Source organism: Polymorphospora sp. NPDC050346, assembly GCF_040655695.1.
GTDB lineage: Bacteria > Actinomycetota > Actinomycetes > Mycobacteriales > Micromonosporaceae > Polymorphospora > Polymorphospora lycopeni.
The window spans coordinates 27,545-40,785 of record NZ_JBFAKM010000003.1; the positions used below are offsets into that span (position 1 = coordinate 27,545).

8 protein-coding genes are annotated in these 13,241 nt (G+C 73.0%); 2 read left to right on the forward strand and 6 right to left on the reverse strand.

Annotated features, from left to right (window positions below):
• Positions 1–36: 36 nt before the first annotated feature.
• Together AB0I42_RS04640 and AB0I42_RS04645 are read right to left on the reverse strand one after the other, a co-directional pair.
• The gene (locus AB0I42_RS04640; protein WP_357534176.1) at positions 37–5,586 is read right to left on the reverse strand and encodes an SDR family NAD(P)-dependent oxidoreductase; all 5,550 of its coding nucleotides are present in this window, start codon (positions 5,584–5,586) and stop codon (positions 37–39) included.
• A 282-nt stretch (positions 5,587–5,868) separates the two neighbouring features.
• Positions 5,869–8,214: a rhomboid family intramembrane serine protease gene (locus tag AB0I42_RS04645; protein WP_357534178.1), complete on the reverse strand. Its 2,346-nt coding sequence runs from the start codon at positions 8,212–8,214 to the stop codon at positions 5,869–5,871.
• A 279-nt stretch (positions 8,215–8,493) separates the two neighbouring features.
• Here AB0I42_RS04645 and AB0I42_RS04650 point away from each other — a divergent pair, with 279 nt between their 5' ends.
• Positions 8,494–8,697: an MbtH family NRPS accessory protein gene (locus tag AB0I42_RS04650; protein ID WP_212818333.1), complete on the forward strand. Its 204-nt coding sequence runs from the start codon at positions 8,494–8,496 to the stop codon at positions 8,695–8,697.
• A gap of 21 nt (positions 8,698–8,718) precedes the next feature.
• On the forward strand, positions 8,719–9,696 hold the full coding sequence (locus AB0I42_RS04655; RefSeq protein WP_357534180.1) for an LLM class flavin-dependent oxidoreductase: 978 nt from the start codon (positions 8,719–8,721) through the stop codon (positions 9,694–9,696).
• A 43-nt stretch (positions 9,697–9,739) separates the two neighbouring features.
• Here AB0I42_RS04655 and AB0I42_RS04660 read toward each other — a convergent pair whose 3' ends face one another.
• The 4 genes from AB0I42_RS04660 to AB0I42_RS04675 form a co-directional block, all read right to left on the reverse strand.
• Entirely contained in the window at positions 9,740–11,362 is a 1,623-nt protein-coding gene (locus AB0I42_RS04660) for an ABC-F family ATP-binding cassette domain-containing protein (RefSeq protein WP_357534181.1), read from the reverse strand.
• A gap of 206 nt (positions 11,363–11,568) precedes the next feature.
• Positions 11,569–12,210: an SRPBCC family protein gene (locus tag AB0I42_RS04665; RefSeq protein WP_357534182.1), complete on the reverse strand. Its 642-nt coding sequence runs from the start codon at positions 12,208–12,210 to the stop codon at positions 11,569–11,571.
• Complete coding sequence (locus AB0I42_RS04670; protein WP_357534183.1) at positions 12,207–12,596, reverse strand: metalloregulator ArsR/SmtB family transcription factor; 390 nt, start codon at positions 12,594–12,596, stop codon at positions 12,207–12,209. Before AB0I42_RS04670 ends, AB0I42_RS04665 begins: the two co-directional genes overlap by 4 nt.
• Positions 12,597–12,635: 39 nt before the next feature.
• Positions 12,636–13,214: a hypothetical protein gene (locus AB0I42_RS04675; RefSeq protein WP_357534185.1), complete on the reverse strand. Its 579-nt coding sequence runs from the start codon at positions 13,212–13,214 to the stop codon at positions 12,636–12,638.
• Positions 13,215–13,241 lie beyond the last annotated feature (27 nt).

Consider the following 13,241-nt stretch of genomic DNA (forward strand, 5'->3'; position numbering starts at 1 on the left):
GTGGCCGGCCCCAGGGCCGGCCACCACCGCCGGTGGTCAGTTGCGGGTGGTGATGCTGGCCAGTCGGGCCGCCGCCTCCTCGTCGGACAGCGACGACAGCATCTCGACGAGCAGCTCGTCGATCTTCTCCGACAGCGCCCGCGAGGTGCGGGCCTCGAACAGGCCGGCGACGGTGAGGTCCACCTGGAACTGCTCGCGGATGCGGGCCACCAGCTGCACCGCGATCAGCGAGTTGCCGTTGAGGTCGAAGAAGTCGTCGTCGATGCCGACCTTGTCCAGGCCGAGGGTGTCGGCCCACATCTGGGTCAGCACCCGCTGCACGTCGGACTCCGGCTCGACGTACGGCGTCATCAGGCTGCGGGTCGCCACCGACGCGGCCGCCTTGGGGGCGGCCATCAACTGCTCGCGCAGCGCGTCACGGGTGACCTCGCCGGCCATCCGCATCCGCTTCACGAAGCTGTCCGGGCAGACGATGATCTGCGGCGCGGCGGCCGAGTCCAGCATCTGGCGCAGCATCCGGTAGCCGTCCTCCGGCTCGATGCCGAACGCCTTCTCGTTGGAGCGCAGCAGCGCCCGTTCGAGCTGGCGGGCGATGCTGAACTTGCTCTCGTCGTCCTCGTCGGAGGCGGTCGCCGCCGGGGCGGTGTCGCCGCCCTCCGAGGTGGACATCGAGGTGTCGTTGTACTCGAACATCGTGAAGCCCTTGATCGCGACCAGCTCCACGCCGTCCTCGTCGGCGAGCGTGATGTCGGTGCGGATCAGGGCGCCCCGGGTGTCGTCGAGGTGCCGGATGTAGCTGTAGAACCGGCGCGGCAACGGTGCCCGGACCGTGATGCGGTCGTAGCCGAACGGCAGGTGGCTGGTCTGGCTGGCGACGACGGTCTGGCCGAGCGCGGTCGCCTTGTCCAGCAGGGCCGGGTGCAGGCCGAACTCGTCGAGGTCGCCGAGGAACTCCTCGCCCAGTTCGAGCAGCACCAGCTCGTCGAAGAGACCCTGGTCGGTCTGGTCGCCGTGCCAGTGCGCCCGGATGCTCTGCTGCCAGCGCGGGCCGAGGGTGATGATGCCCTCGGTGACGCCCTCCGGCTCGTCCTCGACGTGGCAGGTCGCCTTCCACGCCGAGACGTCGTGCCGGGGCGCGTCGTCGCGCGGGCCGGGGCCGACCTTGGCGGTGGTGAACTCGACCGGGTTGCCGCCCTCGGTGTCCGCGTCGGCGATCATCACGTCGTAGACGCCGTTCGGCTTCGGGGTGAGGATGATGTGCACCGTACGGCTGTCGACGAACTGCACCGGACGCATGAAGACGACGTCCCGGATCTCGGCGGTCCGCGAGCCGGTGACCTCCTCGTACGCGGCCCGGACGAGTTCGACCAGGCTGGTGCCCGGCATCGTCGGCAGGCTGTCGAGCTGGTGCTCGGCGGTGACCCAGTCCTCGGTCGACAGGTTCTTGACGAAGATGACCTGGTCGCTGCCGGCCCGCACCAGGCGGCTGCCGAGCAGCGGGTGGGCCACCTTCTCGTAGCGGTCGCCCATCTCGAACGAGGTCAGCAGGTCGGGCACGTCGATGTCGAACGCCATGCCGAGCTTGGTCCAGATCGGCCAGTTGATCGACACGACGTGGGTGTTGCCGCCGGCCCGCGACTGCGCGTACGAGTCGAGGATCGAGTTGGCCGAGCAGTAGTCGAACAGCCCGAAGTCGCCGGAGAAGACGGTGAACGACGAGTAGAGGACCAGCAGGTCGATGCTGTCGCCGAACACCTCCTCGATGGCCAGGGTGCCGAAGACCTTGGCGGCGAGGACCGCCTCGGCGTCGGCGAACTGGCGGGTCTCCAGCATGCCGCCACCGGTGATGCCGGCGGCGTGCAGCACGCCGTTGACCGGCCCGAACGCGGCCTCGGCCTGGGCCCGTACGGCCCGCAGCGACTCGGTGTCGGTGACGTCGGCCGCGATGACCAGGACCTCGCCGCCGAGCGACTCGATCTCCTCGACCGCCTTGATCCGGGCGGTGACCTGGGTGTCGGGGCCGGCGAGCAGGTCGCGCCACTCCTCGCGCGGCGGCAGCCCGGACCGGCCGACGAGGACCAGCTTGGCGCGGTGCTGCTCGGCGAGGTCGCGGGCGGTGACCAGGCCGATGCCGCCCAGGCCGCCGGTGATCAGGTAGACGCCGCCGTCGCGCAGCAGCCGCTGCGCGGCACCGACGCCGTCGAGGGCGACCTCCTCGTGCGACCAGAGCCAGCGCTTGCGGCCCCGGTAGGCGACGACCTGGTCGGTGCTGCCGCTGGAGATCTCGCGCAGGACCTGGTCGGCGACGGTGTCGGCCCGCCCGGTCGACACGTCGATCGACCGGCAGGTCGTGTCGCTGAACTCCTTGGGCAGCAGCTTGACGAAGCCGTCGACGCCGCTCTTGACCGGCTCGATCCGCTCGCCGCCGACGACGTCGCGCAGTTCGCTGGTGAGCAGGTAGAGGTCGAGCGGCGGACTGGCCGGGTTACGCGACACCGCCTGGGCGGCGGACAGGATGCTGAAGAAGCCGCGGTCGAGGCCGTCGCGGGCCCGGTCCCGGCCGGTGTCACCGGCGAGGTCGCCGACCAGCCAGCCGTGCACCATCTTCAGCCGCTCCGGCTGGTCGGCCAGGGCGGCCGCGACGACCGCGGAGTAGTCGGCCAGCTCGCCGGCGCGCACCGTGTAGGCGTCGCCGTCGGCCCGCTGCTCGGCACCGGCGCGTACGGTGATCACCTTGGCGCCGGCGGTGCGCAGCCGGCCGGTCAGCTCGGCGGCCACGCCGCCGTCGGCCGGCTCGAAGACCACCCAGGCGGCGGCGGTGTCGACGTCCACCGGGGCGGGCGCCGAGGTCTCCTTCCACACCGGCACGTAGTACGGCCCGGTCTCGGTGTTCGCGGCGACGTCCTGCGTCGACGCGGCGGCCTGCGGGCCGCCGTCCAGCCAGGACCGCTGCTTCTCGTACGGCACCCGGGGCAGCGCCACCCGGTGCCGGCGCTCGTCGCCCCACAGCGCGGTGAAGTCGATGTCGGCGCCGGTCTGCCAGACCTGGCCGAGCGCGGCGAGCAGCACGGCGGTGTCGGGCTGCCGCTGCTGCGGGTGCCGCATCGTCGAGACCGCCAGGCCCTGCCGGTCGGTGCCGAGCTGGCGGCGGGCCAGGCTGGACAGCGTCTGGCCGGGGCCGAGTTCGACCAGCACCCGGCTGGCGCCGGTGGTCAGCAGGGCGACGGCGTCGGCGAACCGCACCGCGCCGCGCAGGTGCGCGGCCCAGTACGCCGGGTCGGTCGCCTGGGCGGCGGTGATCCAGTCGCCGCTGAGGTTGGAGACGAACGGGATGGTCGGCTCGCTGCGCGGGACCGCGGCGACCAGGGCGGTGAACCGCTCCAGGATCGGGTCCATCATCTGCGAGTGGAAGGCGTGCGAGGTGTGCAGCGGCCGGCCCTCCATGCCCTGCACGGCGAGCACCGCCTTGAACTGCTCGATGGCCTGGTCCGGGCCGGAGACGACGGCCAGGTCGGGGGCGTTGACGGCGGCCAGGCTCAGGTCGGCCGGCAGCATCGAGGAGACCGTCTGCTCCGACAGCGGCACCGCGAGCATGGAGCCGGCGGGCAGTTCCTGCATCAGGGCGCCGCGGGCGGCGACCAGGCGCAGCGCGTCGTCGCGGGTGAAGACGCCGGCCAGGGTCGCGGCGACGTACTCGCCGACGCTGTGGCCGACCATCGACTCCGGCCGCAGGCCCCAGCTCAGCACCAGCTTGGCCATGGCGTACTCGACGACGAACAGCGCCGGCTGGGTGACCGCGGTCTGGTTGAGCCGGTCGGCGGCCGCGGCGGCGTCGTCGTCGGACGGGAACAGCAGTTCGCGCAGGTCCCAGCCGGTCTGCTCGCGCAGCACCTCGGCGCACTCGTCGATCTCGGTGCGGAAGACCGGCTCGGTCTCGTAGAGGTCGCGGCCCATCTGCGGGTACTGGGCGCCCTGGCCGGGGAAGACGAACGCGATCTCGCGCTTGACGCCACGCGGCGGGATCACGCCGGGCGACGGCTGCGGCACACCGGCGGCGAGCCGGTCGCCGGCCTCGGTGCCGTCGGTGGTGACCAGGAAGCTGCGGACCGGGCGGGCGGTGCGGCCGACCGCGAGGGTGTACGCGGCGTCGGCCAGTTCCTCCGGCCGGTCCCGCAGGTGGGCGCCGACCGCGTTCGCGTTGGCCTCCAGCGCGGTCGGCGTACGCGCCGACAGCAGCAGGAGCTGGTGCGAACGCAGCGGCCTCGACGACGGCTCGACGGCCGGCGCCTCCTCCAGGATCAGGTGGCCGTTGGTGCCGCCGACGCCGAACGAGCTGACGCTGGCCCGCAGCGGCCCGGAGTCGGCCTTCCACGGGGTGAGGTCGGTGTTGACGTAGAACGGCGAGTTCTCGAAGTCGATCTGCGGGTTCGGCTCGTCGAAGTTGATGCTCGGCGGCAGCACGCGGTGCTGCATCGCGAGCACGGTCTTGATCAGGCCGGTGACGCCGGCGGCGGCGCCGAGGTGACCGACGTTGGTCTTGACCGAGCCGATGCCGCAGTACTGCTTGCGGTCGGTGTGCGCGCGGAACGCCTTGGTCAGCGCGTTGACCTCGATCGGGTCACCGACGAACGTCGAGGTGCCGTGCGCCTCGACGTACGAGATGGTGGCCGGGTCGACGCCGGAGCGGGACAGGGCGTCGGAGACGGCGGCGAACTGGCCGGAGATGCTCGGCGCGGTGAAGGCGCCCTTGTCGTTGCCGTCGTTGTTGATCGCGGTCGCCCGGATCACGGCGAGCACGTTGTCGCCGTCGGCGAGCGCGGCGTCGAGGCGCTTGAGCAGCACCACGCCGGCGCCGCTGCCGAAGACGGTGCCGCGCGCCTTGGCGTCGAAGGTGCGGCAGTGGCCGTCGGGCGAGTAGAGGCCGCCCTCGCTGTAGTAGTAGCCGGAGACCCGCGGGATGAACTCCTCGACACCGCCGGCCAGGGCCATCTCGCACTCGCCGCTGCGCAGCGCCTGGGAGGCCAGGTGGATCGCGACCATCGAGGTGGAGCAGGCGCTCAGGCAGGTGAACGACGGGCCGCGCAGGCCCAGCCGGTACGACACCCCGGTGGCCAGGTAGTCGGCCGTGTTGGAGATGTTGGTGGACAGCCGGCCCATCACGTCGACGACGTCGGGGTTCTTGTTGACGTTGTCCTCGAGGTAGTTGTTGAAGCCGAGGCCGCCGTACACGCCGATGCGGCCGCCGAACGAGGCCGGGTCGTAGCCGGAGTGCTGCAGCGCGGTCTCGCACTCCTCCAGGAAGATCCGCTGCTGCGGGTCGAGGATCTCGGCCTCGCGCGGACTCATGCCGAAGTACGCGGCGTCGAACATGTCCGCGCCTTCGGTGATCGGCGCGGCCTTCACGTAGCTCGCGTCGGCGATGGTCTCCTCGGAGACCCCGGCCTCCCTCAGCTCGTCGTCGCTGAAGAAGGTGATGGATTCGACGCCCCCGAGGAGGTTGTGCCAGAACTCGTTGACGTCGCGCGCACCGGGAAAACGTCCCGCCAATCCGATGATGGCAATATGCGCGTCTTCGACACCGCTCACCGTTTACCCTCTCGCTTCAACCTGGACCGGACCGGCGGGTTGGAGTTCTCGCCGAGGTTGGCCGGACATGAACGATGGAAGTCTGTTGGCCCCGCCCGAGCAGCGACAAGATGCCGGGGGCTGCTTGGCGAGTAGTCGCCAGGTCACCCGGCTGTCAACACCTCGCGGGCGCGACTGTCATCACCTGGCGGGAGCGTCGCGGTGGGACTTCCGGCCACCGGACGCGGGCAGGCTCGCGCGGTGCCACCGCCCGCCGTGCGGTGGCACCGGTCGCGCCGCCACTCAGAGCAGCAGCGCGACGACGGCCACCAGCAGCAGTACGACGAGCGTGCCGACCGGCACCGCCACCCGCAGCCGGTCGCGCCGGTCGCCGGTGGGCAGCGCGTAGCCGGCCGCGACGGCCGTACCGACGACCAGGCCGGCGATGTGCGCGGCGATCGCCATGCCCGGGATGGCGAAGGTGGTCACCACACCGAAGGCGAGCAGGACGATGGCCAGGACGCTGCGCTGGCGCAGTTTCAGGCAGACCACCAGCAGTGCGGCGAAGACCCCGAAGTTGGCTCCGGAGGCTCCGGCGGTCAGCGCGTCGTGGGTGAACAGGTAGGTGGCGATCCCGGCGCCGAGGCCGGAGAGCAGGTAGAGCTCCAGGAACCGCCGGGAGCCCAGGATCGGCTCCAGCTTCCAGCCGGCGAGGCCGAGCATCACCATGTTCGCCACCAGGTGCGCGAGTCCGTAATGGACGAACATCGAGCTGACCAGGCGCCAGACCTCGCCCCGGTCGACCGCGGGCCCGTTCATCTCGGTGGCCAGGTGCAGCGGGCTGACCCCGTCCCAGATCGCGGCGGCGGGGGTCAGCCCCTCCTTCAGGCCGATCATCACCAGGCCGGCGACGGCGATCAGGACGTTGACCGCGATCAGGGTCTTCAGGACCGGCCGGTCGGCTCCCCCGGTGCCACCGAAGGCCGGCAACGGCGGCGCCGCGGTGCCTCCGGGGCGTTCGTCGGTCAACTGCTCCTCGGCCATGCCGTCCTCCTCTTCGGGTGTCCGGTCTTCGGGGCCGTACACGGCGTCGCGGTCGCGCGACCAGATGCCGTCGCGTAGGCGGATCAGGGCGTAGCAGATCAGGACGGCGGTCAGGGTTCCGGACAGGAAGAGCGGGGCGCGTAGCGCGCCCTCCCGGCCCAGCAGGGGCTCGCCGAGCTTCACCACCAGGCCGCCGATCAGCGAGCCGGCGGACAGCGGTCCCCAGGCGAGCAGCCGGTAGATGCTGTTGACCCGGCCCAGCAGGTGTTCCGGCACGATCCGCTGCCGGTAGGAGATGGTCACCACGTTCCACACCACGGCGAGACCGGCGCCGACGGTGAGGGCGAGCGCGACCAGCAGCGCGCTGGAGGTGAAGCCGATCGTCAGGCTGACCGCGCTGTTGCCGAACAGGGTCAGCAGCAGCACCTGGCGGGCGCCGAGCCGGGCCTCCAGCATCGGCGCGAGACCCGCGCCGGCCGCGGCGCCGACCGCGCCGACGGCGAACAGGACGCCGTACTGGGCGGCGTTGAGGTTCAGGATCTCCTGGGCGAACAGCACCTGGGTGCCGACGATGATGGAACTCGCGAGGTTGAGCAGGCCCAGGAAGATGCCGAGCTGGCGCAGGACGCGGTGGTTCCAGAAGTAGCGGGCACCCTCGGCCATCTCGGTCCGTAGCGACCGCCGGGCCGGCCCTTCGGCCGGGTCGGTGGCGGACGCCGGGTCGGTGGCGGACGCCGGGTCGGTGGCGGACGCCGGGTCGGTGGCCGCCGCGGTCTCGGCCGCCGCGCCGGCCGCCGGTACGGGCCCGGATGCCGTGCCGACCGGGGGCGCGGGCAGCGTGCCGGCCGCCGGGGCCGTCCGCCGGGCCGAGACGGTGACCAGCAGGATCAGGCCGGCCGCCAGCAGGTAGAGGGCGGCGTCGACGGCGAACGGCAGGGTCACCGCCACGGTCAGCAGCAGGCCGCCGATCGCCGGGCCGAGGAACACCCCGCCGGTGGTGTCGGCGAGGACCAGGTTGCTGTTGGCCCGGTTGAGCTGGGACGGCCGCACGATGCGGGGCAGGATCGTCTGGGTGGCGTTCTCGTTGAGCACGGTCAGCGCCCCGATCGTGAACGCGACCAGGTAGACCATCCAGATGCTGGCGACGTCGGCGAAGAGGACGACCGCGAGCAGGCCGACGACCAGCGCCCGGCCCAGGTGGGTCGAGGAGATCAGCCGGCGGTGCTCGTAGCGGTCGACCAGCACTCCGGCCGGCAGGCTGAACAGCAGCCAGGGCAGCTCCGCCGCGACGCCGACGCCGGCGACCAGCAGCGGGTCGGTGGTCATCTCGGTGGTCAGCCACGGGAACGCGACCGTGGTGATGCCGGAGCCGAGGTTGGCCACGAACATCGCGGCGAACAGCGCCCAGAAGCCGGTGCCGAGCTTGTCGGTCCGGCGCGGCGCCGGTCGGGTGGCACCGGCCGGCGGCTTGTGGCCGGCGGCCGGTGCCGGGTCGGTCGTCGATGTGACCGGGTCGGGGGTGCCCGGGCCGGCCGGTGGCGGTCCGGCCGGTCCGGGCGCGACTGCGGTCCCGCCCGAGCTCACCTCGGGCGCCGGCTCACGCACGTCGCCTCCTCGTCTGGAAGGGGTGGTCGATGGCGCCAGCGGAGGGTGGTCCGAGGTGGCCGCGAATTGACGCGTCTAGCCGACTTCAGGGCGGGTGGCCGGGTCAACGGGCTGTCCACTTCTCGCCAGCGGCGAGGTCCGACCTTGCCCGGCGGCCGGCACCGGCGAAAGACTCAGGCGCCGACCGCTCCCGCCGGTATACGCGCGCGCCCGCTGGCATTCACGCGAACCGCCGGCCGGGTCGCGGGACCGCCCGACAGAGTCGACAAGGAGCGCAGCGTGTTCGAGGACGACGACGACCGTCACTACACCGTGGTGGTCAACGACGAGGAGCAGTACTCGATCTGGCCGACCGGGCGCGACGTGCCGGCCGGCTGGCGGGAGGTCGGCACCACCGGCCCCAAGGCCGCCTGCCTGGAGCACATCAAGGAGGTCTGGACCGACATGCGGCCCAAGAGCCTCCGGCAGCGGATGGGCGTCTGAGGCGTGGCGGCGGACGGGCCCGTGGCGGCCCGCCGGCTGCGCACCGGCATCGCGATCGAGGGCAGCGACCTGCCGGTACGGGAACTGATCGACCGGGCCCGGCTGGCCGAGCAGGTCGGGCTGGACGCGGCGTGGCTGATCCAGTTGCCGAACATGCGCGACAGCTTCAGCGTGCTGGCCGCGATGGCCGCGGTCACCGAGCGGATCCAGCTCGGTGCCGGCATCATGCCGCTCTACACCCGGCCACCGGTGGTGATGGCGCAGACCGCGGCCACCATCGACGAGGTGTCCGACGGCCGGTTCACCCTCGGTGTCGGGCTGGGGCACCGGCTCACCGCCGAGTGGTCGCTCGGCGTACCGCTGGGGCCCTCGCTGCCGGCGATGCGCGAATACCTGTCGGTGGTGACGGCGCTGCTGCGCACCGGCGAGGTGCACGTCGACGGCAAGTGGTACAAGGGCCATTCGCGGTACGCGTCCCCACGCCGGGACGGCCTGGCCACCTGCCTGGGCGCGCTCGGGCCGAAGATGAGCGAACTCGCCGGCGAGGTCGCCGACGGGCTGCTGCTGTGGATGTGCACCGTCGACTACGTACGCGACGTGGCGATCCCGCACCTGCGCAAGGGGTTGGAACGGTCCGGCCGCGACCTCGACGGCTTCCCGGTGGTGGTGTTCGCCCCGGGCGCGGTCTCGGTGGACCGGGCCGGCGACGTCGAGTCGCTGCGGCACTACCTGTCGACGTACGCCCGGGTGCCCAACTACCGGGCCATGTACGAGGCGAGCGGGTTCGCCCACGCGCTGGCCGGCGGTGAGATCGGTGACGACCTGCTGTCGGCGGTCGGTGTGATCGGCTCCGACGACGACGTCACCGCCCGGGTGGCCGAATACGCCGCGGCCGGCGCGACCGAGGTCGTGATCACCCCGATGGCGAGCGCCCACCAGGACCGCGACCTGTGGCGGCGCACCGGCGAGGCCGCCGTACGGGCAGCCGGCGGAAGGTGACCGGCGGGCCCCGGGGACACCCCGGGGCCCGCGACGGTCCCCGCTAGTGCCCGGTGCCGGGCAGGTCCAGCCGGGGCCACCCGGCCACGTCACGCCGCAACTGCCGGTCGTGGGTCGCCAGGACCACGGCCGCGTCCGTGACGTGCAACGCCTCGGTGAGTCCGTCGACGAGCGCGATCGACAGGTGGTTCGTCGGCTCGTCGAGCAGGAGCACGTGCGGCCGGGCCGCCAGGACGATCGCCAGGTCGAGCCGGCGCTGCTGGCCCGTCGACAGGTCGCGGACGGGCCGACCGAGATCGGCCGCCGGCAGCAGGCCGAGCCCGGTCAGCGACACCTCCGGCGCACCGGTGGCCAGCCCGGCCAGGTGCGCGGCGAAGACCTCACGGACCGGCCGGTGGTCGGCCCGGGACGCCTCCTGCGCGAGCAGGCGTACCCGGGCGTCGCGGGCCCGCGTCACGGTCCCGCCCGCCGGTGGCAGGACGCCGGCGAGCACCGCGAGCAGGGTCGACTTGCCGGCGCCGTTCGGGCCGGTGACGACCAGCCGTGCCCCGGACTCCAGGGCCAGGGTCACCGGCTGGTCCAGCCGGCCGGGCACGACGACGCCGTCCGCGGCGAGCAGCCGGACGCCGGGCCGGGCCGGCAGCGCGGGCATCGCGAAGCGCGCCGGTGGCGGCGGTGCGGTCAGGGCGTGCCGTTCCAGCTCGTCGCGGCGGCGGTGCACCGACCGGACGAGGGCCGGGGCGCGGGTCGCCCGCTGGTGCTTCCCGGTTCCCTTGTCCGGCCGCCACCCGGTCACCAGGCGGTTGCGGGCCTCGGACAGGTCGCGGGTCAGCCGGGCGTGGGTGGTGCGCTGCCGGTCGTACTCCTCCGCCCAGCGCTCCCGTTCGGCCTCCCGGCCGGCCTGGTAGCCGGCGAGGCCGCCGCCGTAGACGCGGGGCCGGCCGTCGCGGCTCGGGTCGAGGTCGAGGACCGTGGTCGCCACGTCGGCGAGCAGCGCCCGGTCGTGGCTGACGACGACGACCCCGCCGGGGTGCTCGCGCAGTCTCGCGGTCAGGAAGTCGAGACCGGCCGCGTCGAGGTGGTTCGTCGGCTCGTCGAGCAGCAGGAAGTCGTGCCGGGCGCCGAGCAGGCAGGCGAGCCGGACCCGGTACCGCTGTCCCACCGAGAGTTCGTCGAGGCGCCGGTTCCGGTCGGTGACGGCGCCGAGCGCGGCCAAGGCGAGGTCGACCCGGCGGTCGGCGTCCCAGGCGTCGAGGGCGTCGGTGGCCTCCAGCGCGGCGGCGTACGCGTCGGCGGCGCCCGGCCGTCCCTCGGCGAGCCACCGGCTGGTCGTCTCGAAGGCGGCGAGCGCCGCCCGGACCTGCGCGAGTTCGGTGTCGACGGCCCGGCCGACGGTGGCGCCGTCGGCCACCGGCATCTCCTGGGCGGCGGTGCCGAGCGTGCCGACCCGGTGGACGGTGCCGGCGTCGGGAACGAGCGTCCCGTCGAGAATGTGCAGCAGGGTGGACTTTCCCCGGCCGTTCTCGCCGACGACGCCCCACCGGCTGCCCGGGGAGACCGCGACGTCGACGCCGGCGAGCACGGTACGGCCGCCCCGGGCGATGTGGACGCCCTCGGCGGTGAGCTGGGCCCGCGCACGCGCGGGCAGGGTGATGGTGATGGTCACTGCTTCCTCCGGACGGAGGCACACTCGTCCCTGGAACGGGAAGAGGTGCTTCGCGGCTGACGCGACCCGTGGACGGGTCGATGACGGCGTCCGACCACCCGTGGCTCGCTTCAGCGAGCGGCGGGTCGTCCGGAGTCAGCTCAGAGGAAGAGTTGGCCTGCCACGGAGCGATCGTAACAGGCTGGGCGGTCGGGCCCCGGTACCGATCAGGGCCGCTCCGGCCGCCCGGCCGCGCCGAGGTCGGGGGCGAACTGGGCCAGCGAGACCTCGGTCGCCGCGGCGATCTCGTCCGGGCCGGCGGTGCCCGACGCCCCGACCACGTCCACCCAGGCGTGCACCGACTGCCGGGAGAACTCCTGGCCCTGCGCCGAGTTCGCGGTCGCGACCGGGTCGTCGATGGTCTCACCGGCGACGAAGAGGGCGAGCGCCATGACGGCGCCGTCCCAACCGGGACCGACGTAGAGCGCGCCGGCCCCGCTGCCGGCGATCTCGATGGGCACGCTGTGTTCGAGTTCGAGCACGGTGTCGTCGCCGTCGGCGGTCAGCCGGAGTTCGACCAGGCTCGTCGGCCCGCCGAAGGTCACCTTGAGCAGCCGGGGCGGTTCGCAGGTCAGGATGTCGCCGCCGGCGTTGCCCTCGAGTTGGAACGACCCGCCGGCGCGCAGGTCGCCGCTGATCGGTAGGAACCATCGCCGCAGCCGGTCCGGGTCGGTCACCGCGTCCCAGACGTCCTCGATCGGCGCCGGGTACTCCCGGCGGAGCCGGACACTGACGGTCTCGCCGCCGGCGGCCGGCAGCCGGCTGACCTCGCGGTGGATGGCCTTGAGCTGACTGGCGATGTCGATCATCGGTGGTTCCTTCCCTCACCGGCCGGGCTGTCGCCCGGCGACCCGTCGGTGCCGCCGCGCAGGCGGCGTTCCCGCCTGCCCCGGGCGAGTTCGGTCGCCAGGGCGTCGAGATGCTGGTCCCAGATCCCGTGGAAGCGCGCCAGCCACCGGTCGACTTCCCGCAGTGGCTGGGAGTTCACCGCGTACAGGCGGCGGGTTCCCTGCGCGCGGACCGTGGTGAACCCGTTCTCCCGCAGCACGCGCAGGTGCTGGGACACCCCCGGCTGGGAGATCCCGAACTCCGCCCGGATGACCGTGGTGATCGCGCCGGAGGTCTGCTCGCCGTCGGCGAGCAGTTCCAGGATCCGGCGCCGGATCGGGTCGCCGAGGATGTCGAACGCGTGCACGGGTCGAGTATTACAGCTTGTGCTTATATAAGCCAGCTCTTACGGCAGGCGCTGCGTCGGGATGCCGGAGGCGTCCTGCGGGGGCGCGAACCGCCGCAGCACGGCCGCCTGTCCGGGGTGGACGGCGAGCACCGGATCGGCCGGTCGGGGATAGGTCTCCGCCGCCGCCCACCGGTCGGCCGGGACGCTCGACGCGGTGCCGGTGCCGACCCCGCGCGACCGCTGGTCGGCGAGCAGCCGCGGGGCGTCGAAGAGATGCACCGACTCCACGCACCAGGGCCGCACTCCCCCGCGCGAGGTCACGGCCGGTGCCGCCGGGCCGGCCAGCACCAGGTAGTAGTCCGGGTGGACGGCGCCGGTCAGGTCGAGGATCCCCTCGCGCCGCGGGTACCACTTCACGTTCACCGTACGGCCGGCGAGCGGGCCGGACGCGAACCGGCCGTCGATCGCCCTCACGTTCGCCGCCGCCGCCAAGTCGATGTCGAAGACCTGCGCGGCGATCCACTCGCCGAGGTGTCCGGCGGTCATCGGACGTCCGATGTGGCGGGCGATCTCGGCGTCTATGGCGTTGCGTTCCTCGAGCAGGGCGGCGACCGCCCGCAGCGCGTTCTCGTCCATAGTGGACGAGTCTGCCACGCGCGGGCG

What these genes read in the sequence shown, in the direction of transcription:
- AB0I42_RS04665 (WP_357534182.1), bottom strand. Translation starts at nt 12,210, where the DNA reads ATGATCGACATCGCCAGTCAGCTCAAGGCCATCCACCGCGAGGTCAGC.
- AB0I42_RS04675 (WP_357534185.1), bottom strand. Translation starts at nt 13,214, where the DNA reads ATGGACGAGAACGCGCTGCGGGCGGTCGCCGCCCTGCTCGAGGAACGC.